This window comes from Maribacter aestuarii, assembly GCF_027474845.2.
GTDB lineage: Bacteria > Bacteroidota > Bacteroidia > Flavobacteriales > Flavobacteriaceae > Maribacter > Maribacter aestuarii.
Genome location: NZ_CP107031.2, coordinates 3,841,398 through 3,864,851 on the forward strand (window position 1 = coordinate 3,841,398; position 23,454 = coordinate 3,864,851).

A 23,454-nucleotide genomic window follows, 5' to 3' on the forward strand; every position below is an offset into this window, starting at 1 on the left:
TTACGCATAGCGTCTCTTAATGATTTCATTAAAAATATCCTTGGCAACGGCTGCCTTGGTTTTTAATTCAAACGTTTCTATATTGGAATTGGTATCTATAAAAGTAATTTTATTAGAATCGCCACCGAAACCTGCTCCCTTGTCCATTAATGAATTCAGCACGATAGCATCCAGGTTCTTTCGCTTAAGCTTTTCTTTGGCGTTCTCTAGTTCATTTTCGGTTTCCAATGCAAAACCTACAAGATATTGTTGTTTTTTAGCCTCTCCCAAGGACAGAAGTATATCCTTGTTTTTAACAAGCGCCAATTCAAGGTTTTCGTCGGATTTTTTAATTTTTTGTTCCGCCATGGTTTTCGGCCTATAATCTGCAACGGCCGCAGCACATATAACGATATCGGCATCTGAAAAATGGTCGTGTACCCTATCATACATTTCATCAGCTGAAACCACTTTAATCAAATGAATGGCGTTATTGTCAACGGTAAGGTGTGTTGGACCTGAAACAAGGTACACCTCGGCACCTAAATTTGCTGCCGTTTTTGCTAACTCAAACCCCATGAGTCCGGATGAATGGTTTCCGATAAACCGAACTGGATCTATGGCTTCGTAAGTGGGTCCAGCCGTTATTAGAACCTTTATGCCACTTAATGGAAGTCCGGCCAATAAATGTTTATGAATATGTGCAATGATTTCCTCCGGTTCCGCCATTCTCCCCTCACCGTGCAGTCCGCTAGCCAGTTCTCCTGAGGTGGCAGGAATCATTACGTTTCCAAAAGATTGTAATTTTTCTATTGAGGCAACTGTACTTGGATGCCTGTACATATCCAAATCCATGGCAGGAGCAAAAAAGACGGGACACTTTGCGGATAAATAGGTGGCCAAAAGCAAGTTATCGCAGGCTCCGTTGGCCATTTTGGACATGGTATTGGCGGTTGCGGGAGCAATGACCATGAAATCTGCCCATAGCCCCAGTTCCACATGATTATTCCAATCGGTGGTATGGGCTTCCGTTTTCTCAAAATCGGTTACTACAGGATTCTTAGAAAGTGTGGCTAAGGTAAGAGGGGAAACAAAAGAGCTGGCACTAGGCGTTAAAATGATTTTAACGTTAGCACCAGCTTTTATCAATAAACGGACAAGGAAAGTAGTTTTGTAGGCGGCGATTCCTCCGGTAATGCCTAAAAGGACGTTCTTGCCACTCCACATATCAACTATGCGTCTTTCTCTGTGTTCCTATGGTATATTTTATCCATCAACCACTCCTCTACTGCCATTGCGTGTGGTTTTGGTAATTTTTCGTAGAACTTGGAAACTTCTATCTGCTCTTTATTTTCAAATACCTCCTCCAAGCTATCGCTATACGTTGCGAACTCTTCCAATTTTTCCAACAATTCCTTTTTTATTTCGGAATTGATCTGAACGGCACGTTTGGCCGCAATGGAGATTGCCTCGTAAATATTATCTGTTTTTTCATCAAACTCGTTCCTATTGATAGTTACAGTTGATACGGGTGCTTTAGAATTCTTAAGATCGTTCATATTCATAATGAAAACTATTTATTTTGCTTCTGTGGTGAACTTTTGCAGTTCACTTTCAATTTTATTTATTAAGTCTGTTGCTTCTTCTTCGTATTTCGTATTCGGATACTGCTTTTTTAAAACCGTGTAGGCAGCTTTAGCGCTCTGCAAACGCTCTTTTTGTAAACTTTCAAAACTATTCATTGCCATGTAGGTCGTTGCTTCTAACTTAACGAACAGGGCATCTTCCCTATAAACGGAACCCGGGTAATCCGAAACAAAGTTATCACTTGCGGCTACGGCCGATTTCAACATATCATAGTTGAACTCTCCTAACCTATTGTACTGTTTTAAAATTTCGTAGGCCTTTCTTTCTTTCTTGGTAGTTAACTCCTTTGCCATGGCGTTAGCTTCAGCAAAATATTCTGACTCGGCGTAAGCATTTATGAAATTCTGAAGTTTCAATAAGGCCTTATCCGTATCGGTTTGGTCCAAAGAGTATTTTGGTGAAAGTTCATAATAACTCTTGGCGCCCAAAAATGTTGCTTCTGCCAGTTTATCGCTCTTGGGATAGGACTTTACGAACCGCTCGAACTGATAGCCGGCCATGTTGTAATCCTCACGTTCAAAATAAGTGTTGGCAAGAAAGAACATTACACGCTCGCCCTGAGGTTTACCTACATACTTTGGTGCTATTTGCTCAAAAAGTCTATTAGCGCGCTTAAAATCCTTTTCTTCATAATACTTCTCGGCTGCATCGTATTTCGCCTTAACATCCTCATTTTTAAGTACCTTTTGGTACTCACTACAAGAGGAAAGGACAATGACCGCTACAAGAAGAAAAAAGAATTGCCTCATTTTAAAAAACATTTTGCAAAATTAGTGATTCTCAACGGATTTAAAAAACATTTTTGGCGGTCTAAAATTAACTTGATTTCGGGGTTATCCGCCTGATTTTGGGTAAGATTTAACGTAACTTTTTAAGCAGGAATCTTTGTAAGGGAAGTAACAAAGGACTTGATTTTGATCTTTAAGTTGGCACTAGCCTCCACCAATGGAAGCCGTACAAAAGCTTTTGAAAGTTCCAATAACTCAAAAAGGGCCTTGATACCTGCGGGGTTTCCTTCCTCAAAAATAAGTTGCATTCCTTCTTGCAATGCATAGTGCTGATTGTAGGCAGCCTTTACATCACCGGCTAAACCAAGCCGTACCATTTGAGTGAATTCGGCGGGAAGTCCTTGACCTATTACAGAAATTACACCCTCACCACCGGCTAAGAGAGTCGGCAACGTGTTAATATCGTCTCCGGAAAGCACTAAAAACCCTTTAGGTCTTTTTTCTATGATTTCCATAATTTGGATTAGGTTTCCACACGCTTCCTTGATGGCTACGATATTTTCAAAATCATTTGCCAAACGAAGCGTTGTAACAGGCAACATATTGCTGCCGGTTCTGCCAGGAACATTGTAAAGGATTATCGGTATGGGCGAAGCTTCTGAAATTGCCTTAAAATGTTGATAGATACCTTCTTGGGTTGGCCTGTTGTAATAAGGAGAAACGGAAAGTAGGGCAGCGAAAGAAGTAAGGTCTCTTGAACGCAATTCCGTTACTATTTGCTGGGTATTATTACCGCCCACGCCGAGCACTACGGGTAATCTTCCTGCATTGGCTTCCAATATGGCCTGAATCGCCGAATCCTTTTCATCAGCGGTTAAGGTAACCGATTCCGCCGTTGTTCCCATGGCCACGAGGTAATCTATGCCGCCGTCGATACAATGGTTTACTATGGCCCTAAGTGCGCTTAAATCCAAGCTCCCATCTTCCTTAAATGGTGTTACCAAAGCCACACCAGTGCCCTTCAATTGTTCCATAACCTATATCTCTTTGAATACGCCCAGGTACTTTTTCAGTTCTGTTTTAAAGGTCTTAAAATCCTTAAGCGGGGTATCCAATATTAAATCGTTGTATTCCGGTCCTACACCTTTGAAACCTACTTTAATACGTGCTTTGGTTTTAACGGACATTAAGTTTAAAAGCAAATTTTCCTCATCGTAATAGTTCACCAACAAATCGTATTCCCTACTTAAAAACTCCAGTGCGTAGCTATTCTCAATATCCCCGTTCCAACCTAAATCCTTGTCGGAAAAAACAGGTGTGGAGTACGGCGAATTTTTATCGTAATAGCTTCTATAACCAATAATCTTCACGGCATTGGGCGTCAGCTTAAACTCCTCCAGAAACTCATAAAAAACGTCGGAATCCTGAAACTTATCTAAATCCACTATGCATCCCAGCTTCCGTATTCCCTTTCCTCTAGTACTTTCCTCCGTTGGATTTGCTAGGGCCTGCTTGATAAATTTGCGACCGGATTTCTGCTTAAACTTGTCCTTAATTCCTTTTAAAAACATGTATTTTTACATTTCTACAAATGTAAATAATATCCCTTCAACTCTATGGCGAAGTTACTACAGTTTAGGATTTTAAAAATTAAACATTTTGTTATATTTACAACAATACTGATTTTCAGCTCTTGTCAGCGGCAACCCAACTCCATCAGTAAAATAGAGGGAAAACAAATAGCCATAGACAGTTCATGGGCGGAAATGCCGGAGATTAAAAATTTCATAGCCCCTTACCATAATCGGGTAAACACCATGTTGGACAGTACCCTGGCCTACGCCCCCTATAAAATCACGAAAGATGATGGGGCATACAACACCACTGCAGGAAATCTCATGGCGGACCTTATGCTCTCCGAAGCCAACCCCATCTTTAAAAAGCGCACAGGAAAGGAAATCGATTTTGTATTGATGAACCACGGTGGTATTCGATCCATCATCTCTCAAGGGAACGTTTCCGCCAGAACGGCCTACGAGGTAATGCCTTTTGAAAATAATATTGCTGTGGTAGAACTGAACGGGAAATCGGTTTTAGAAATGATACATTATATCATCCAATCCAAAAGAGCGCATCCCTTGGGCGGTATACAGGTGGTTCTGAATAAAGATGACAGCATCAATAAAATTCTAGTACAAGGAAAGGCATTTGTCGTGGACCAACACTATTATATAGCTACTTCGGACTATTTGGTAAGCGGTGGCGATGATATGGTATTCTTTAAAGATGCCATTACCATAACCGATATCGATTATAAAATTAGAAATGCGATGATCGATTATTTCTCTAAAGTCGATACCCTATCGCCCAAAGTAGATGATCGTTTTTATAAATTGAACTAGCACATGGAAAGAAGAAAATTCATACATCATACGCTGGCCACGGCATCCTTTATTGGAGCGGGTGGGCTATCCTTAAATTCTTGTGGAACGAATAAAAAAAGTCATCTGACCATATTGCACACCAACGATGTGCACAGTCATATTGATGCTTTCCCAAAAGACCATTCCAGTTTTCCGGGATTGGGTGGTTTGGCGCGTAGAGCCGGTCTGGTGAAATCCATACGAGAGGGGAATCCGAATACGCTGCTCTTTGATGCCGGTGATATTTTTCAGGGAACCCCGTATTTCAATTTTTATGGCGGCGAATTGGAAATGAAATTGATGACCATGCTCAATTACGATGCCGCCACAATCGGTAATCACGATTTTGATAATGGAGTCGATGGTCTTCTGGCGCAAATCCCCTACGGCAAATTCGATTTTATTTCTTCCAATTACGATTTCAGCAAAACGGTACTGGCCGGGTTCACGAAACCCTATCAAACCTATTTGCGCGATGGTATTAAAATTGGGGTTTATGGTCTAGGCATTCAACTAGCTGGCCTGGTCACCAAAACGCTGTATAAGGAAACGGAGTATTTGAATCCTTATGAAATCGCCACCGACATGGAACGCCGATTAAAGGAGGAGGAACAATGCGATTTAATCGTATGTCTTTCCCATCTGGGTTATAGCTATAATGATGAAAATCGCCCAGACGATATGACATTGGCCTCAAAGACCAAACACACGGACCTTATCATAGGAGGGCATACCCATACCTTTTTGGACAAACCGACTATCGTAGTCAATGCCGAGGGTAGGGAGATTCTAGTGAACCAGGTGGGCTGTTATGGCATCAACTTAGGTCGTATCGATTTTTACTTTGATGAAAACGGAATTACTACGGATGGGGTATCCATTGCCGTATAAATTATATTCAGATGGGGCGAATCCTAAGAACAGACTCCTCAAATCCTGATTTTTTCAAATTAGTGGCACTCTTGGATGCCGATTTAGCCTTGCGCGATGGGCCCGACAATGCCTTCTATGCCCAATTTAACGGAATAGACGTACTAAAGCATTGTGTGGTCTATTACGAGAATGATACCTTTTTAGGTTGCGGAGCTATAAAGCGTTTCAATGCTTCCGCAATGGAGGTTAAACGGATGTTCGTAGAACCTGCTGCACGTGGCAAGGGAATCGCTTCCCTCCTATTGTCCGAATTGGAAAAATGGACAAAAGAGCTGGGCTATTCCCATTGTGTTTTGGAAACAGGATTACGTCAACCCGAAGCTATCGCACTCTACAAAAAAAACGATTATACTGTAATTCCCAATTATCCGCCTTACGAAGGGGTTGAGAATAGCGTTTGTTTTAGAAAGGAGCTTTAGTCTTTGCACTTCTCTGTTAAAAACTTTCTCACAAACCCAATCTCCAATCCCAAAAAATCATAGTAAGAATAACGAACTTAGACCACAATTAACCAAACACCCATCCCTATGAAACCGTTCCATTTTATTTTTTTAATCTTCATTTTAACCATCCTAGCTTCCTGCAGAACGGAAACCAAGACCGTTGCAGCCGTAGAAAAGTTTCAATTTGCAGAACCCAGTGCAGTGGGCATGATAGCGGATAGTTTGGCCAAAATTGATGATATGGTGATGGAATTTGTAGAGGCCAACAAATACCCGGGAGCCGTCACACTAGTGGCTAAAGACGGAAAAATTATTTATGAATCCGAGGTGGGCTGGTCGGATTCATCACGAACAATACCCTATAGAAAGGACCATTTATTCCGTATGGCCTCCATGACCAAACCGCTGGTCTCCGTGGCGGCCATGCAATTGGTGGAGAACGGAAAATTGAACCTGGATGACCCCGTTGGCAAATACATTCCCACCTTCAGCGAAACTGAAGTACTTACCAATTTTAATCCCGCAGATACGACGTGGACCAGCACACCCTCCGCATCAGCCCCTACTGTGCGGCAGTTATTGACCCATACCGCCGGCGTACCCTATGCATTTACAAATCCCCCGGTACATGGTGCCATTCTGGCCAAGCATGGTATTCCCGACTTGAGCACCTATTTGCCCATGACCGTTGCCGAAACTATGAGCAAATTGGGAAATCTTCCTTTAATGCACGAGCCAGGAGCCCAGTGGATGTATGGTCTGAATACCGATGTCTTGGGACGCGTAGTGGAAGTTGCCTCCGGACAAAAATTGGATAATTACATCCGTGAGCATATCACAAAACCGTTGGGGATAGAAAAATTGGACTTTTATTTCAACGATTCCCTAACGACCGACCTTCCAAAGGTATTCGTACCCGATCCTGAAGGAGGGATTACCCAGGTGGACTCCGCAATGGGTCCCTGGTATATTCCCAACTATCCTACGCAAGGAGCGCAAACCTACCATTCCGGAGGTAGCGGCATGACCGGTACGGCGCGCGATTATTTCCTCTTTTGCCAAGCCATGCTGAACGACGGAATCTTAGGAGGTAAACGGATTTTAAAAACGGAAACCGCGCAAATCATGCATCAGGATCAAATAGATACCATTTCGTATCCATGGGGGACAGCACGTTTCGGTTTTGGTTTTGATGTGGCGGATGGCCATCCCCTACGACCCAATGGCACCTACAGCTGGAGCGGTGCTTTTAGTACCGTTTTTTGGATAGACCCTACGAACGATCTCATCGTAATACAATTACGGCAAGTCCTGAGCTCTCCCGATAACGCCGATATTAATTCAAAACTGGAGAAAATTGTATATGGTGCCTTAACTGAAAGTAAGTAACAATCGCTATCTTAAATCCTTAATAAAATCAACCTGATATGAAACTACGAATCCTCTATTTACCCTTTATTTTATTGCTGCTCATTTCCTGTAATCAAGAAGCGGATGAAAAATCTTCTTTGGAAGCTTATCAGGGCGATGAAACGTACTCCGTCATCTTTGGCGGTACCGTGGTCGGTCATTTGAAGACCCTGACCGTTGGAGATACTATACAAGTGGATTACGATTATAAAAACAATGGTCGTGGACCTACCATGAAAGAGACCATCGTGTTAAATGCGGCCGGGTTTCCGGTGCAATGGGATATTTCCGGGAACACCACTTTTGGCAATAGCGTGGACGAAAAGTTTAGGATGAATGGAAACAACGCTTCCTGGACCGATGCCACTGGTAGCGATAGTACGGCGACCAACACGGCGTTGTGGTATGTGAATCAATCTGGTAGTCCGTATTCGGAGATACTTACGGCACGTAGCCTTATGAACGCTCCCGATTTTTCTGCCGATGTACTTCCGGCGGGCAAACTGAAACTCACCGAAATGGAAAAAACCAGCATAACGGTAGATTCCACCATGGTGGACCTGACCACATATGCCATGTCCGGTGCGGATTTGAATCCCTCCTATTTCATTGCTGATAACGACCAAAGGTTATTCGCCGTTATCAGTCCGTCGTTCGTCATTGTTCGGGAAGGTTTTGAATCGAAAGAAAAAGAACTCAGGGCATATGCCGAAAAATATTCCACAGAGCGTTTTGAATCCCTTCAAAAGCAATACGCCCATAACTACGGGAAAAAGGTGCGTATCACCAACGTAAAAATCTTTGACCCCAATACCTTACAATTGTCCGCACCATCATCTGTGTTGGTAGACGGGGAGCGTATTGTAAGTATCGATGCCTCAGACGCCAGTGGCGCGGATGAGGTGGTCATTGACGGAGCCGGCGGCACCTTGGTGGCCGGAATGTACGAAATGCATGCCCACACCGGGGATGAGGGCGCCTTGCTGAATGTACTGGCGGGCGTAACTTCCTTCCGGGATATGGGGAACGATAATGAGGTCCTGGACGAGCTCATCAAGAAAATAAATTCAGGCATTTTAGCCGGACCTCGGGTACATCGCTTAGGTTTTATTGAGGGACAAAGTGAGTACAGCGCCAATAACGGTATTTTGGTTTCCAGTGAGGAAGAGGCGCTGGCGGCGGTGGACACCTATCATGACAAAGGTTTTTATGGTGTCAAACTGTACAATTCCATGAACGGGGATTGGGCCCCGGTCATCGTTAAAAAGGCCCATGGCTACGGCATGTTCGTCTGTGGACATGTGCCCGCGTTCTCCAATGCTAATGCCATGTTACGTGCCGGTTTTGATGAAATGACGCATATAAACCAGACGATGTTGGGTTGGGTATTGGAGCCCGATGAAGATACCCGGACGTTACTACGACTTACGGCCCTGAAACGTTTTCCGGGCTTGGACCTGAACAGTCCCAAAGTGCAGCAAACCATGGACTTGTTCGTAAAGAACAATACCGCTATGGACCCCACCTTGGCCATCCATGAGGTGTTGATGAAAGCGAGAAACGGGAAAGTCTGGGACGGCACCAAGGATGTCATAGACCATTTGCCCCCCAACGCCCAACGGGGATATAAGGTAGCCTTGGCCGATGTAGCTTCGTCCGAGGACGACACTGCCTATCGTGAGGGTTATGAAAAAATTGTGGAGACCTTAAAAATGATGAAGGATAAAGGTATCCAGATCATACCGGGCACGGATTTGGGTGGCTCTTTCTTTTACCATAGGGAACTGGAGCTGTACGAACAATTGGGCTTTACCCCTGCGGAACTCGTGAAACTGGCGACCTATGATATGGCGAATTATTTGGGCGACAAGGACCTGGGAAGCATTGCGCCCGGCAAACTGGCGGATTTCTTCCTCATTCCCGGTAACCCCGTGGAGGATATTAAGGCCATAAAAACCATAGCCCTGGTATCCCGAGGTGGTACGTTCTACTACCCTAGTGAGGTCTATCCTGCGTTTGGTATTGAGCCTTTTACCGAAATGCCGAAAGTAACGGAGTAATAGTTATGATTAAGTTTTGATATTAAGGTTCGCCTAAGGTTAATCTACTTTGGATGTCACTTCGAGTGAATTTCCCAGACGTTGCCCTGAGCGGAGCCGAAGGGTACGAGGAAATTTGTATCGAGAAGCAATCTCGTGCCAAAAGGCACTGCCCTAAGCGGAGTCTAGTGTTCTCGATACAACGTCCCTTTCAGGACGTCACTCGAACTGACAATCGTGATTATTCAAAAAAAACTATTTAATGTGAGAGGGGAGCTTATTAAAGTACTACGAAGGTAAAACAAGCCAACGGCTCCTCCCTTTAACTAAAGGGAGGTGGTCAATTTAATTGGCATGAGGGTTCTGACTTTACCACAATACGAATTGAAAACAGAACTCCCCGGTTTGACAAGCCAAACCTCAAAACCAAATCGTTATATTCAATAAATCAAAATCCCTGCTATTTTTAATTCTCTAGTCCACTTATTAATTCATCAACCTTATCAATTCTTGGGTCGATTTCATTTTTCACTCTTTTTTTATTTAAAAAATATGCATAAATCCCTATGGATATGGTAGCCAAATAACTAATAATTATTATATGGCGCTTTTCGGGCAACTCCCAAAAACCAACTAGAAAAAGGAACATAATAGGGAAAATGGGAAGAACTCCCCAATAGAAATACGTTTCAAGCAATTTCTTTTGTGCTTTAAGGTATATCTTAGTCCTTTTGAGATATTCAAGATAATTTTCTTCCAAATCACTAGGTTTAATATTTTTTATACCCAATACTTTGATCAATGTCGTGATTCCTAAAATAATTATTAATATGCAAGCAATTTTGGTAGTAGTAAAAGGAACCCGAAAAATGAGGTAAGCAAAGGAAAGAATACCAATAATTAAAGAAATCACCTCTACGAGTTCAAGATATTTCCACCATCTATGTAACCGTCCCAAACTTGATTTTAATTCTATCATCAGTTTTGATTTATTGAATTTTATCTGTTCGTGATCGCTTGAGGATTGCCAAATTTTAATAAGTTCATCTTCTATCATAATGTTTTATTTATACAGTTCAACAATTTTGACTTTATACGTTTGACCTTTACAGCTATGTGGTTTTCGGATAATCCTAGAATACTTGAAATTTCCCTGTAAGCAACCTCTTCCAAGTAAAGAGCAACTATTGCCTTATCAGCTTCATCCAATTTTTTCACACATTTTCTTAGACTATTCAGTTTTTCATTTACTTCTTCGTTATTTTCTGCTGAACCAAGATTGGAAATAGTCATGCTATCCAATCGTATGAAGCGCTTTTGATTTTTAGTCTGCTTAGATTTGGAACGAAGACAAACATTTAAGGCAATTCTAAACATCCAAGTTCCAATGGACGAATTATCTTTAAATGTGTTCATCGACCTCCATATATGGACTAACACCTCTTGAAATAGGTCTTTGGCGTCCTCCTCGTCTTTGGAATATATCGAGCAAATTCTAAATAGCTTTTCTTGATTTTTTTCTAGTGCATCAAGAAATATAGTTTCCTGTTCTTTTTCCATTGTTAAGGCTTCTGTCCACTATTTTAGTTACCAAAGTCTTCTAAATATGACAATTTATTATTATAAATTTTGATTTATACCAGCCTATTGATTTTCCACTTGGATGGAAGCGGCTTGTTTTTGCAGACTGACTACACACGGATGCAATGGCCGGAGGGTTCTGATTTTGCTAACGTATCAGTTGAAAACAAAACTCCTTTTCTTCCAGCGCTCCGCGCACTGTCACTTCGAGTGAATTTGCGAGAGTTGCGGCGAGCGGAGCCGAAGGGTACGAGGAAATTTGTATCGAGAAGTAATCATGTTCCAAAGGGTACTGCCCTGAGCGCAGTTGTAGGGTTCTCGATACAACGCCTCTTTCAGGCCGTCACTCGAACTGACAATCGTGATTAATCAAAAAACCCTCTAAAGGGCAACTAACAGAGCATCACCAAGGTAAAACAAGCCAACGGCTCCTCCCTTTAGACAAACGGAGATGGCCAATGTAATTGGCCGGAGGATTCTGATTTTGCTTTGCATGAGTTGAAAACAGAGCTCCCTTTATTCTTACGCCCCGTTTGCTGTCACTTCGAGTGAATTTCCAAGTCGTTGCCCTGAGCGGAGCCGAAGGGTACACGGAAATTTGTAGCGAGAAGTAATCATGTTTCAAATGGCACTGCCCCGAGCGTGGTCCTAGGGTTCTCGATACAACGTCTCTTTCAGGACGTCACTCGAACTGACAATCGTGATTATTCTAATAAAACTCTTAAACTTAAGAGGGGGGCTTATAAAAGTATCACCAAGGTAAAACAAGCCAACGGCTCCTCCCTTTAGAGATAGGGAGGTGGACTTTGAGTAAGCGAAAAGGCCGGAGGGTTCTGACTTTACCACAATACGAATTGAAAACAGAACTCCCCGGTTTGACAAGCCAAACCACCCCTCTTAAACTTAAGAGGGGAGCTAATTTATTTAAGTGTTAAAAACTTCTTACAACTCTTGTAAGAATGGTTACAGATAAATTTTAGAAAGCCCGAACTTCGTTATTGATGGATATTAGGATTAAGCCCATTCATATTCAAAACGCTGTAGGGCATCTAAAATCAACTATGAAAGCATATTTAGAGGATGTATTCAAAACTTCAGGAATTCCAACCCATACGTTCGTAAGACCAGATGAATATAACACAATTTTAGTTTCTCTTAGAACTAAGGGAAGGTGTTTAGTCGTTGAAGGACCATCAGGAATTGGTAAAACTACTTGTGTAATAAAAGTTATTGAAGAATTAGGTCTTAATAAAAACATCACCTCTCTAACTGCAAGGAAAAAAGACGACCTTGAGATGATAAGACTTTTACCAGAATTTCATGGCATGGGTACTGTAATTATTGATGATTTTCATTTATTAGAATTTGATTTAAAATCATCAATTGCTGACTACATGAAAGTTTTGGCCGATGAAGAAAGAGATAATGATAAATTGATTTTAATAGGAATAAATAAGGCAGGTGATTCATTGGTTCAAATAGCTGGTGACTTAAATAATAGAATTGATACCATCAAGTTTGAGCAAAATCCTCCTAATAAAATCACCGAATTAATTGAACTAGGTGAAAAGGCCCTCAATATTAAAATAAGCACAAAAGAAGACATTACTATATTAGCAAAAGGCAGTTTTCATATAGCACAGCTATTATCTAAAGAAACCTGTATAAACTCTGAAGTATTACAAACATGCGATAACACAAAAGATTTAAAATCTAGTATTGAAGTAATTAGAGAGAAGGTTCTATCTGATTTCGATAGGATATTTTATCCAAAAGCAAGAAAATTTGCGATTGGAAATAGGCTAAGACGAGAAGGAAGAGCACCATATTTGCATCTTTTATATTGGCTTTCACAATCTGACGAGTGGGCAATTCAAATTGATGACATATATCTTAAATATCCTGAAAACAAACTAAGTATTACGCAAATTGTTGATAAAGGATTTCTTGAAGCTATTATAAGGGATAATGAGGAGTTAAAGGATGTGATACATTACGATACAAACTCGAGAGTTTTAGCAGTTGAAGACCCCAAATTTATGTTTTATTTGAGGAATGTTCTTTGGTCTAAATTTGCAGAAAAAGTCGGTTACATTAGTCTAGCTTTCTCAAATAAATATGACTTCGCTTTATCTTTTGCGGGTGAGAACAGGAATCTGGCTTCAAAAATTAATGATTTACTACTTGAAAGAGAAATATCTGTATTTTACGACAAAAACGAACAATCCAGAATATTAGCAGAAAATGTTGAAGAATATTTAGCCCCAATATACAAATCTGAGGCATATTTCGTGGTAGTTTTACTAAGTCAAGATTATCCAAAAAAGATTTGGACAAAATTTGAATCAGATAATTTCAGGGAAAGATTTGGAACAAATTCAATTATTCCAATTTGGTATTCCGATAACTATCCAGGTTTATTTGATGAAACTCAAAAATTAGGAGGTTTAAGTTTTGACCCTTCAAATGACCTTGACAAACAAGCTACCAAAATTGTAGATTTAATAGTGGAAAAACTTTCTGACCATAGAAACAAAGAAAAAGAATAAAATTAAATACAATTTACAATAATAGCTATAAAGAACGCTGAATTTGCTTTTTATTCTGAGGTAAGCGCCTATTTAACATGTCCACAAATTCTTTTCGATTTTGCTATGGCATAAAAATATAGGGCAAAATAAAATTGGTTTTGCTACATACAAAGACAGAAACAAAGAGATTTCCATGCCTCCGCAATAGCCACCATCTAAACGATAACGAACCTTCCAAGCTTACAACTCCTTTTTCTTCAAAAGAAAATCTACTATTTCCCGTAACTCTTCCTCTAAAGAAATTTCCGGATAGCTTCTCCCCGCCTGCCGGTACCAATACCCGGCATTAAAGCGGTCGCCTTCTTTACGGTGCAAATAAGCGTGTAACCAACTGCCCAATTCATTGTGCATATCCTGGGCAATATTATGGGAGCTTTCCCAATCGCCCTTGGCATCAAACCACATGGCCTTTAAGGCATCCGGCCAAGCTGCCGGTGGTGCAACTTGTTGCAGGGTCTCCTGAAATTCGGTGTAATTCTTAGGCAGCATGGGTCGTCACTTTTTTAACGAGTTTGCCTACGGTTAAGCCCTGCCCCACTATGGAGAAAACCACCACTACGTAGGTTATCACCAGGAATAAATCGCGATGCATTTCTTGGGTCAGCCCCAAGGCCAAGGCAATGGAGATACCCCCACGTAGTCCACCCCAGGTCATGACCAAGTTCGTCTTGGGGACAAAGTCCAGTTTTTCTTCAAAGAACTTAATCGGCAACAAAAGTGAGAGGTAACGGCAGGCCAGCACCACGGGAATGGTAATCAGACCAGCGATGACGTAATCGGTTTCAAAAGAAATGACCAACATTTCCATACCGATCAGTACAAACAATAGCGTATTCAGTAAAATATCAATCAATTCCCAAAACTTGTCCACATAGTTTTCGGTGATTTTGGACATGGCCGAATTACGCACTTTGTCATTACCTACCATCAATCCTGCAGTCACCATGGCCAAAGGCGCGGAAAGGTGGAATTTTTGCGCTACCACGGTCCCCATCATCACGGCGGCCAAGGTAATGATGACCTCAATATCATAATCGTCTATCGAGCGCATTAAGCGGTAGGTGACCCATCCTATGAACAGCCCGAAAAAAATACCACCAATCACCTCTACCCCAAAAAGTTCTAAAATAGCCAAGGGTTCAATATCCCCGGTGCCAGAGGAGGCCAATTGAAAAATGGTCAAAAACACCACGACCCCAACCCCATCGTTGAACAGGGACTCGCCCACAATCTTGGTCTCCAGCTTCTTAGGTGCGCCTGCCTGTTTTAAGATTCCCAAAACGGCAATGGGATCTGTAGGTGAAATTAAGGCCCCGAACAACAAGCAGTAAATGAAATTCACCTCCATTTGCAGTAATTGTAACAGGTAATACATGAGCGTCCCTACCAGAAAGGTCGATACCAAAACCCCAAGGGTAGAGAATACCAAAATAGGCCAACGTTGTACTTTTAACTGTTCAAAGTTGGTGTGTAGCGCTCCTGCAAAGAGGAGAAAACTCAACATGATATCTAGCAGCACGGTCTTAAAGTCGATTTGACTTATAATATACCTTTCGGCATTTAACAGCGTATCATCAAAATAACTAATCCCGAAAACCGCCAGGGTAAACACGATGGTAATCAACATTAGCCCAATGGTGTTGGGCAATTTTAAAAAGCGTACATTGATATAGCCAAATATGGCGGATATAAACACTAGTATTGCTGCAATAATAAAGTAATCCATGTTTTTATTTTAATAGCACTACGATCTGAATAAAGGCTTTACCCTAATTGAACATCTTTGCAAAAATTATTTATAATATGGCTTGGCCACTAAATCATATTCAAGAATTCCTGTTCCGTAATTATTAGGTCAAAAGGTCTTCGACTCCGCTCAGGCCGCCATATTAATTTTTCTATTCATCTAAATCATTCCTAGAAATTCCTGTTCCGTTATGATGGGAACTCCCAGGTTTTCGGCTTTGGTACGTTTACTGGGTCCCATTTTGTCGCCAGCCACCAAATAACTGGTCTTACTGGAAATGGAGGAACCTACCTTGCCCCCATTGTCTTCTATCAATTTTTTGAGTTCGTCACGGCTTACGGTTTCAAACACCCCTGAAACTACGATGGTTTTACCGTTTAAAATATCGGTCTGGTTTTCCAATTTTTCAGCGGATAACTCAAACTGTATCCCTTTGGCCTTTAAGCGTTCAATAGCATCCAGATTCCTTTCATTCCTGAAAAAATCAACGACGCTTTCGGCAATGCGCTCCCCTATTTCGTCTACAGCCTCCAATTCCTCTTGGGTAGCAACAGAAAGGGCATCAATGTTTTTGTAGGCTTTTGCCAGTTTTTTGGCAACCGTTTCTCCCACGTATCTTATACCCAAGGCGAACAGCACACGTTCAAAAGGAATCTTTACGGATTCCGCCACCCCTTTAATCAAGTTATCGGCAGATTTCTCCGCCATGCGCTCCAAGGGGAGTATCTGTTCTTTGGTGAGGTCGTACAAATCGGCATAATCGTCAATTAGTCCCTCTTTAAACAATAACTCTACAGTCTCACCACCCAGCCCCTCGATATCCATGGCCTTTCTGGAAATAAAGTGTTGGATACGACCGGTAATCTGCGGTGGACATCCGTATTCATTGGGACAGTAATGTTTGGCATCCCCCTCGGTACGCACCAGTGCCGTATGGCACTCCGGACAGTGGTCGATATATTGTGTAGGTTGGGAGTCGGCCGGTCTTTTGGAAAGGTCCACTGCGATAATCTTAGGAATGATTTCACCGCCTTTTTCTACAAATACGGTATCTCCTTCGCGAATATCCAGTTTTTCAATTTGGTCCGCATTGTGGAGCGATGCCCTTTTTACCGTGGTCCCCGCCAATAAGACCGGTTCCAGATTAGCCACGGGAGTGATGGCCCCCGTGCGCCCTACTTGATAGGTAATTTCGTTCAATACCGTGAAGACCTGTTCCGCCTTGAACTTGTAGGCCATGGCCCAGCGTGGGGATTTTGCCGTGTAGCCCAACTCTTCCTGGTATTGCAGGCTGTTCACCTTTACCACCACCCCGTCGGTCTCATAGGGCAGCTCATGCCGGTGCACATCCCAATAGTCCACAAAGGCCATCACCTCATCGGTACTTTCACACAATTTTGCCGCAGAAGGTACTTTAAAGCCCCATTCCCGTGCTTTCTCTAACATTTCAAACTGTGAGGTTATTCCCGTATTATTACCCACAATGGCATACAACAAGCATTCTAAGGGCCTTTGTGCGACCAATGCACTATCCTGTAGTTTTAAACTCCCCGAAGCGGTGTTTCTGGGATTCATGTAGGGTTCCTCTCCATTTTCAATACGCTCTTCGTTCATTTTTTGAAAGCCGTCAAACGGCAGAACGATCTCTCCGCGAATATCGAATTTTGCCGGAAAGTCGCCTTTGAGTTGTAGCGGCACCGATTTAATGGTCCTGATATTCGTGGTTACGTCATCCCCTTGAAATCCGTCGCCACGGGTGACCGCACGGACCAATTTACCCTCTTCATAGGTAATACTGATGGATGCCCCATCGTATTTTAGTTCGCAGGTATACTGCACCGGGACATCACCGAGATTACGTTGAATGCGTTTCTCCCAGTCCACCAAATCTTCTAGAGAATAGGAATTATCCAAAGAATACATACGGTGTTCGTGCACGACCGTAGCAAAATTCTTGGTGACCATACCTCCTACCCGTATGGTGGGCGAATTGGCGTCATAGAATTCAGGATGTTTAGCTTCCAATTCCTGCAGTTCCTTCAATTTCATATCAAAATCGAAATCGGAAATCGTAGGGTTGTCTAAAACGTAATAGTTGTAGTTGTGTTCCCTAAGTTCTTTGCGCAGTGCGTCTATTTTCTCTTCAACGTCCATTATACTTGTTCTTTACTCATCCACTTAGGTACGGGAAGCGGCACATAGTTCTTCATCTTTTCCAAAAGCCTATCAATATTTTGATCAACGATTATAGCGTGGTAGTTTTCCTTTCTAACGAAGCCTTTATCCACCATTTTCTGTAACATGGTCAGCAACTCGTTATAAAACCCATTGGTATTTAAAATGGCAATGGGATAGGGATGTAACCCAAGCTGGGACCAGGTCAGCATCTCAAAAAACTCTTCCAAGGTTCCGAATCCACCGGGTAACATTAAAATACCGTCACTTTTTTCGTGCATCAACAATTTACGCTCATGCATGTTGGGTGTCACGATCAATTCCGATAGCCCTTTATGAAATACTTCCTTGAGCTTTAAAAACTCCGGAATAATACCAATAACCTTTCCCCCATGTTCTAAGGCGCCTTCGGCTACTTTTCCCATGACCCCTATTTTAGCTCCGCCGTAAATTAGGTCGATTTTTTGCTCGGCCAGTGTTTTTCCCAATACGTAGGCATCTTTCAAGAACTCTCTTTCATTACCTTCACTACTGCCACAAAATACTACAACTCCTGTCATACTTTAATTGCCTTTATCATCCGGTCATTTCCGAAAACATCCTTTCGCAACTCGATATTCCTAAAAGTATAATTTTCGAGTAAATCTACCATCTCTTTTCCCAAATATTGATTTATTTCCAGGTATAAACTTCCTCCCTCAGTCAATCGATTCTGCGCAAATTCGGCAATTGCCTTATAAAATACCAAGGGGTCTTTATCCGGAACAAAGAGGGCCTCGTTCGGTTCATAGTCAACAACATTAAGGCTCATTTTTTCCTTTTCCAACTCTTTGACATACGGAGGATTAGAAATAATTATATCATATTTTTGTTTAATACTAGAACTGGATATCCCTTTCAAGATATCTCCCTCAAAAAAATTAACTTCAATTCCGTTCAACAGGGCATTGGAACGTGCTATGGTTAAAGCTTTACTTGAGATGTCCAAACCGGCCACCTGAGCGTTTTCGAGGTTCTTCGCCAAAACAATTGGAATACAACCACTACCCGTTCCTATGTCCAGGATATTTATATTTTGCAGGTTTGTCTCTTGATAATCTTCCATAATCCAACGCACTAAATCTTCAGTTTCCGGTCTTGGAATTAATACATCCGGACCAACGTTGAACTTCAATTCCATAAAATAAGTATGACCAATAATATGCTGTATAGGCTTTTGGAGCTTAAGCTGACTTAGTGCAGCAAATAAGGGATTTTCATCTTCCTTAGAAACGACCAAATTGGGTTGGATGGCTAAAATAAATCGTTCAAGACCTAAATAATGCTCAATGAGAAGGTAAAAAAAACTGGATACCTCGTCAGCTCCATAAAGCTCATCCAATTCATGATGGAAAATCTTCTTTATTTCGGCTAGTAGCACAGTTATATGGTTTTAAGCATCCAAACGGGACAAGAGTAATGGCCGGTATTTCCCATCGGGGCATCAATATATTCAAAACCCGCTTTTTTGTACAACTCTTGGGCATCGGTCATATAGGGCATGGTTTCCAAATAGCACTTTTCAAACCCGTATTCCCTTGCGCGCTGTAAACAGGTGTTGATCATTTGCTTTCCCAAGCCTCTACCCCTGGCCTCTTCCAAAAAATACATCTTCTGTAATTCACAGACGTTCCCCTCATAATTTTCCAACTGTGCGACCCCGGCGCAGCCAATGATTTTACCGTTCTCCTCTACTACGAAGTAAGTCGCCTTGGGAACGTCATAATTCTCGAACATACTATCCAAAGCCGTATCCGCATATGCCGTACCTACTTTTGGAACGCCCAGGTCCTCCAGAACCTTGCGTACAACTTTTGCAACTTTGACATTGTCGTCTTTACGTATTTCCCTAATTCTTGCCCTTTCCATCCTAAAATTTAAATAGCTTTTAAAGTACTATTTTTGACGGGTGAAGATACATGAATTGACAGTACCTGTAAAACTAGATTTACAATAAATTTGGCATTTTCAATGAATAACGGCCCTACGTTAAAAGTCCATATCCTTGATGAAATTTTCATGCAGCGGTGTATTCAAATCGCCAAAAACGGTTTGGGCACCACAGCTCCAAATCCTATGGTCGGTGCCGTTATTGTTCATGAAAAAGTGATTATTGGCGAAGGATATACCAGTCCGTATGGGGGTAATCATGCAGAAGTGAACGCGATTAATTCAGTCATCGATAAAACCTTATTACCAAAGGCCACGCTTTACGTGACGCTAGAGCCTTGCTCCCATTTTGGAAAAACCCCTCCTTGTGTGGATTTGATTATAAAACACGGTATAAATAGGGTTGTTATTGGCGTCAAGGACCCTCACGACAAAGTAGCGGGCAAGGGCATTGAACAACTTAAAAATTTCGGGTGCGAGGTAGTGGTAGGTGTGCTGGAACAAGCATGTGCAGAGCATCACAAACGCTTTCTGACCTATCACACTAAAAAACGTCCTTATATTATCTTGAAATGGGCCGAAACGAACGATGGCTTCATCGCACCTACAAAGGAAATGCGTCATAAAAACCCCGAACCCTATTGGATAACCGGAACATTATCCAGGCAGTTGGTGCATAAATGGCGTAATGAGGAGCAGGCCATCCTTGTAGGAACACAAACCGTTATTGATGATAATCCTAAACTTGATGTTCGGCAATGGACGGGAAAATCGCCAATCCGTATCGTATTGGATAGCAATCTAAAGATTCCTGCAAGCGCGCATGTACTCAACGGAGCCCATCGTACTATTGTCATGACTTCTGTTACGGACAAAAGCCTATACCAGCAGCATGTAGAATACCATGTCCTCGACCCAAAAACCGATACCACCGAAGGCATTTGTTCCGCACTGTACGAGTTGAACATTCAAAGCCTTATAATTGAAGGAGGCGCAAAAACGCTACAAAGCTTTATAGATGCTAACAAATGGGATGAGGTAAGGATTTTTAAGGGCTCCACAAATTTTGAGAAAGGTATAGCCGCGCCCCGAATAAAAGGGACTTTGGTTACTACTACACAACTTAGGGAGGACTCATTAACACTATTGAAAAATGATTAAGAACATCATATTCGATTTCGGAGACATCTTTATAAACCTGGATAAAGAAGCCACTTTTCGGGAAATGATGAAGTTTGGATTAACCGAACCCACCCCGGAATTACTAACGCTGGCGAAGGAGTACGAGACTGGTGCAATAAGGTCCAAGGCGTTCCTCGATTCCTTAAACCGTATTTTTCCAAAAGCTACTCCGCAAGAACTTACCGAAGCATGGAATGCCATTCTACTAGACTTCCCCGAGTATAGACTCCGATTTATTGAGGAATTCCATCGAGAAGCGAACTATAGACTCTTATTGCTTAGCAACACCAACGCTATACATATTAACCACGTGATGGAGTCCATGGGTAAGAAAAACTATGAACGATTCAAGGCCTGTTTTGAGCAGTTTTACTTATCCCATGAGATAAATTTAAGAAAGCCCAACACAGAAATATACAAGTTCGTCCTCAACGTAAATGAGCTAAATGCTGATGAAACCCTTTTTATAGACGATACTCTAGAAAATATTGAAGGTGCAAGAGAATTGGGTATACATGGTTGGCACCTGCAAGTGGGAGTGGAAGATATAACCGATTTAAAAAATAGACTTTAAATGCTGTATCTCGCTTTAAGCATACTTTTCTCCAGTCTCATTTTCGTGATTTTTAAGTTGTATATAAGGTTTAATGTGGAAACCCCTTATGCCATTATTACCAATTACGTGGTAGCCTGTGCAGTGGGGTTGGTGGCCTATACGGGAAGCTTTGATTTTGTGGAAATTACACAAAAGAGTTGGTTCTTGGGTGCTTTGGCATTAGGTGTCTTGTTCATTTTGATATTCAACATAATGGCGTTGACTTCCCAAAGATTGGGCGTTTCCGTGGCTTCGGTTGCCACTAAAATGTCTTTTGTGGTACCGGCCGTAGTGGGTATATTTCTTTATAAGGAAGAACTGGGACCCTTGAAAGTTTTGGGAATCCTTATCGCTATTATGGCGGTGTACCTATCGTCCATTAAAAAGACGGCATTACCGTTTAAACTAAGTCTTCTGTTTTTACCCTTTTTAGTCTTTCTAGGTTCTGGAATCATAGATACGTCTATCAAGTATTTTCAAGAACTGCACTTGAAAGATGGTGAACTTCCTTTGTTTTCAGCTACTGTTTTCTTTGCCGCGGGTATTAGCGGCTTTGTTTTCATGGGCTTCAAAGCGATTAAGCAAAGAGTCCGCTTTAATATTATTAATGTAATCGGGGGAATTGCATTGGGTGTTCCCAATTATTTCTCCATTTATTTTCTCGTGAAGGCACTAGAATATGATGGGCTCAACAGCGCATCTATCTTTACCATAAACAATGTCGCGATTGTTTTGCTCTCCACACTTTTCGGGATTATATTTTTCAAGGAGCGGCTCAGTTTAAAAAACTGGTCGGGCATTGGGTTGGCCATTCTAAGTATACTATTAGTCTCAATCACATAGCAAAATTTTGGAGGATAACTATCATACTATCAAAAAACCAACGGCGGCAGTCTTGCTGAAGGAGAGGAAAAGTAAATTTTATGGCCATGCCTTTCCCATTGAAAGCGAAACAGATATAAATCCAATTTTAGAAACGATCCGCAGCCAATATCCAACGGCTAACCATCTTTGTTATGCATGGCAACTTGGTGTTGAACAGAAACGCTACCGTGTAAACGATGACGGGGAACCCAACAATTCGGCCGGAATGCCCATTTACGGTCAGCTTCAATCCTTTGACCTAACCAATGTCCTGGTGGTAGTAGTACGATTTTTTGGAGGAACTAAATTAGGAGTGGGAGGACTTATTAGTGCTTACAAGGAAACTGCAAAATTAACTTTGGAACAGGCAACAATCGTAGAAAAATTTTTAGAAGAGCAGCTTGTGCTAAAATGTGAGTATCCGGAAATGAACGTGGTCATGAGAATGCTTGACAAATATCAGATGAATCTGATTAAGCAAGAATTGGCTGAAAGTTGTCAGTTTTTAGTGTCGGTCCGAAAAAGTGAAGTACATAAGCTCAAAAAAAGTCTAAAGCCTTATCATAAGATTCAAGTGGAAATTAAGTAAAATCCAATTTATCGAGAATATATTCTGGGCATTTTATAGGCCTTTTCCTATTAATGTCAATAAAAGCAAGTATCGTGTTTGCTTCGGCAATAATATCTCCTGTTTCATTAGTGATTAGATATTCAAATTCTATTCGTACGGACGGCTTTTTTTTCAGCATGGTTTTGACCGTAATTATATCATCGTACAACGCTGGTTTTAAGTATTTAACGGATAGTGAAATTACCGGGAGCATAATTCCGTTTTCTTCCATATCCCTATAAGATACGCCTAAGGAGCGCAACCATTCAACCCTGCCCATTTCAAGAAATTGGGCATAGTTGCCATGATAGACCACGCCCATCTGATCCGTTTCCCCATATCTTACACGAAAAGAAATTTCGTTTATCATCATTTGTTTTAAGGTAAAAAGTATATATTTAAAAGCTCCCTTTGTAGACCAACGAACATGAGGAAAAAAAGGGTAAATTCAATAGAGATTCATTTTTTTTTAGCTTTTTTGTTCACATATTTGTCTACCCTAAAATTATGTAACCGACCTATTGCGATTTGTTATTTTTTGCTTAATCACTAACCACTAAACGAGAGCCAATTTTATT

24 protein-coding genes are annotated in these 23,454 nt (G+C 41.5%); 10 read left to right on the forward strand and 14 right to left on the reverse strand.

Features of this window, described 5'->3' with window-relative positions:
- The 5 genes from coaBC to N8A89_RS17565 all read right to left on the reverse strand — a co-directional run bounded on the left by coaBC (position 1) and on the right by N8A89_RS17565 (position 3,925).
- Entirely contained in the window at positions 1-1,206 is a 1,206-nt protein-coding gene (gene coaBC / locus N8A89_RS17545; RefSeq protein WP_281540370.1) for a bifunctional phosphopantothenoylcysteine decarboxylase/phosphopantothenate--cysteine ligase CoaBC, read from the reverse strand.
- A 5-nt stretch (positions 1,207-1,211) separates the two neighbouring features.
- Positions 1,212-1,544 carry a DNA-directed RNA polymerase subunit omega gene (locus N8A89_RS17550; protein ID WP_281540371.1) on the reverse strand — a complete coding sequence of 111 codons (333 nt, stop codon included), beginning with the start codon at positions 1,542-1,544 and terminating at the stop codon, positions 1,212-1,214.
- 12 nt (positions 1,545-1,556) lie between these two features.
- On the reverse strand, positions 1,557-2,387 hold the full coding sequence (locus tag N8A89_RS17555; RefSeq protein ID WP_430682043.1) for an outer membrane protein assembly factor BamD: 831 nt from the start codon (positions 2,385-2,387) through the stop codon (positions 1,557-1,559).
- Between the two features lie 110 nt (positions 2,388-2,497).
- Positions 2,498-3,388, reverse strand: a complete 891-nt coding sequence (dapA, locus tag N8A89_RS17560; RefSeq protein WP_281540373.1) for a 4-hydroxy-tetrahydrodipicolinate synthase — start codon at positions 3,386-3,388, stop codon at positions 2,498-2,500.
- 3 nt (positions 3,389-3,391) lie between these two features.
- Positions 3,392-3,925 (reverse strand): DUF6913 domain-containing protein, encoded by a 534-nt coding sequence (locus N8A89_RS17565; RefSeq protein WP_281540374.1) that lies wholly within the window; start codon positions 3,923-3,925, stop codon positions 3,392-3,394.
- A 45-nt stretch (positions 3,926-3,970) separates the two neighbouring features.
- Between N8A89_RS17565 and N8A89_RS17570 the strand changes: the two genes are divergently transcribed.
- The 5 genes from N8A89_RS17570 to N8A89_RS17590 all read left to right on the forward strand — a co-directional run bounded on the left by N8A89_RS17570 (position 3,971) and on the right by N8A89_RS17590 (position 9,623).
- Entirely contained in the window at positions 3,971-4,756 is a 786-nt protein-coding gene (locus tag N8A89_RS17570; protein WP_281540375.1) for a 5'-nucleotidase C-terminal domain-containing protein, read from the forward strand.
- 3 nt (positions 4,757-4,759) lie between these two features.
- Positions 4,760-5,668, forward strand: coding sequence for a bifunctional metallophosphatase/5'-nucleotidase (locus N8A89_RS17575; protein WP_281540376.1), 909 nt, complete (start codon positions 4,760-4,762; stop codon positions 5,666-5,668).
- 11 nt (positions 5,669-5,679) lie between these two features.
- Complete coding sequence (locus tag N8A89_RS17580; RefSeq protein WP_281540377.1) at positions 5,680-6,129, forward strand: GNAT family N-acetyltransferase; 450 nt, start codon at positions 5,680-5,682, stop codon at positions 6,127-6,129.
- A 108-nt stretch (positions 6,130-6,237) separates the two neighbouring features.
- A complete protein-coding gene (locus N8A89_RS17585; RefSeq protein WP_281540378.1) occupies positions 6,238-7,542 on the forward strand; it encodes a serine hydrolase domain-containing protein in 1,305 nt (434 codons plus the stop codon).
- A 38-nt stretch (positions 7,543-7,580) separates the two neighbouring features.
- Positions 7,581-9,623, forward strand: coding sequence for an amidohydrolase family protein (locus N8A89_RS17590; protein WP_281540379.1), 2,043 nt, complete (start codon positions 7,581-7,583; stop codon positions 9,621-9,623).
- A 445-nt stretch (positions 9,624-10,068) separates the two neighbouring features.
- Here the strand turns inward: N8A89_RS17590 and N8A89_RS17595 are convergent, their stop codons facing one another.
- Both N8A89_RS17595 and N8A89_RS17600 read right to left on the reverse strand, forming a co-directional pair.
- Entirely contained in the window at positions 10,069-10,659 is a 591-nt protein-coding gene (locus tag N8A89_RS17595) for a hypothetical protein (protein ID WP_281540381.1), read from the reverse strand.
- The gene (locus tag N8A89_RS17600; RefSeq protein ID WP_281540382.1) at positions 10,656-11,162 is read right to left on the reverse strand and encodes an RNA polymerase sigma factor; all 507 of its coding nucleotides are present in this window, start codon (positions 11,160-11,162) and stop codon (positions 10,656-10,658) included. The genes N8A89_RS17595 and N8A89_RS17600 overlap by 4 nt, the downstream gene beginning before the upstream one ends.
- 1,082 nt (positions 11,163-12,244) lie before the next feature.
- Here N8A89_RS17600 and N8A89_RS17605 point away from each other — a divergent pair.
- Positions 12,245-13,732, forward strand: coding sequence for a TIR domain-containing protein (locus N8A89_RS17605; RefSeq protein WP_281540383.1), 1,488 nt, complete (start codon positions 12,245-12,247; stop codon positions 13,730-13,732).
- Positions 13,733-13,954: 222 nt separating this feature from the next.
- Here the strand turns inward: N8A89_RS17605 and N8A89_RS17610 are convergent, their stop codons facing one another.
- The 6 genes from N8A89_RS17610 to N8A89_RS17635 all read right to left on the reverse strand — a co-directional run bounded on the left by N8A89_RS17610 (position 13,955) and on the right by N8A89_RS17635 (position 19,604).
- A complete protein-coding gene (locus tag N8A89_RS17610) occupies positions 13,955-14,263 on the reverse strand; it encodes a hypothetical protein (protein WP_281540384.1) in 309 nt (102 codons plus the stop codon).
- A complete protein-coding gene (locus tag N8A89_RS17615) occupies positions 14,253-15,500 on the reverse strand; it encodes a cation:proton antiporter (RefSeq protein ID WP_281540385.1) in 1,248 nt (415 codons plus the stop codon). Before N8A89_RS17615 ends, N8A89_RS17610 begins: the two co-directional genes overlap by 11 nt.
- A 180-nt stretch (positions 15,501-15,680) precedes the next feature.
- Complete coding sequence (gene ligA / locus N8A89_RS17620; RefSeq protein ID WP_281540386.1) at positions 15,681-17,675, reverse strand: NAD-dependent DNA ligase LigA; 1,995 nt, start codon at positions 17,673-17,675, stop codon at positions 15,681-15,683.
- Positions 17,675-18,256, reverse strand: a complete 582-nt coding sequence (locus tag N8A89_RS17625; RefSeq protein ID WP_281540387.1) for an LOG family protein — start codon at positions 18,254-18,256, stop codon at positions 17,675-17,677. The genes ligA and N8A89_RS17625 overlap by 1 nt, the downstream gene beginning before the upstream one ends.
- The gene (gene prmC, locus N8A89_RS17630; protein ID WP_289644689.1) at positions 18,253-19,116 is read right to left on the reverse strand and encodes a peptide chain release factor N(5)-glutamine methyltransferase; all 864 of its coding nucleotides are present in this window, start codon (positions 19,114-19,116) and stop codon (positions 18,253-18,255) included. The genes N8A89_RS17625 and prmC overlap by 4 nt, the downstream gene beginning before the upstream one ends.
- A gap of 2 nt (positions 19,117-19,118) precedes the next feature.
- Positions 19,119-19,604, reverse strand: a complete 486-nt coding sequence (locus tag N8A89_RS17635) for a GNAT family N-acetyltransferase (RefSeq protein ID WP_281540388.1) — start codon at positions 19,602-19,604, stop codon at positions 19,119-19,121.
- 102 nt (positions 19,605-19,706) lie between these two features.
- Between N8A89_RS17635 and ribD the strand changes: the two genes are divergently transcribed.
- From ribD to N8A89_RS17655, 4 genes are read left to right on the forward strand one after another with little or no spacing between them, the layout of a single operon-like run.
- Complete coding sequence (gene ribD, locus N8A89_RS17640) at positions 19,707-20,786, forward strand: bifunctional diaminohydroxyphosphoribosylaminopyrimidine deaminase/5-amino-6-(5-phosphoribosylamino)uracil reductase RibD (protein WP_281540389.1); 1,080 nt, start codon at positions 19,707-19,709, stop codon at positions 20,784-20,786.
- A complete protein-coding gene (locus N8A89_RS17645; protein ID WP_281540390.1) occupies positions 20,779-21,381 on the forward strand; it encodes an HAD family hydrolase in 603 nt (200 codons plus the stop codon). Before ribD ends, N8A89_RS17645 begins: the two co-directional genes overlap by 8 nt.
- The gene (locus tag N8A89_RS17650) at positions 21,382-22,245 is read left to right on the forward strand and encodes a DMT family transporter (protein ID WP_281540391.1); all 864 of its coding nucleotides are present in this window, start codon (positions 21,382-21,384) and stop codon (positions 22,243-22,245) included.
- Positions 22,246-22,252: 7 nt separating this feature from the next.
- Positions 22,253-22,855 (forward strand): IMPACT family protein, encoded by a 603-nt coding sequence (locus N8A89_RS17655; RefSeq protein WP_347343941.1) that lies wholly within the window; start codon positions 22,253-22,255, stop codon positions 22,853-22,855.
- Here N8A89_RS17655 and N8A89_RS17660 read toward each other — a convergent pair.
- Positions 22,848-23,249 (reverse strand): acyl-CoA thioesterase, encoded by a 402-nt coding sequence (locus tag N8A89_RS17660; RefSeq protein ID WP_289644690.1) that lies wholly within the window; start codon positions 23,247-23,249, stop codon positions 22,848-22,850. The genes N8A89_RS17655 and N8A89_RS17660 overlap by 8 nt on opposite strands.
- Between the last annotated feature and the right edge of the window lie 205 nt (positions 23,250-23,454).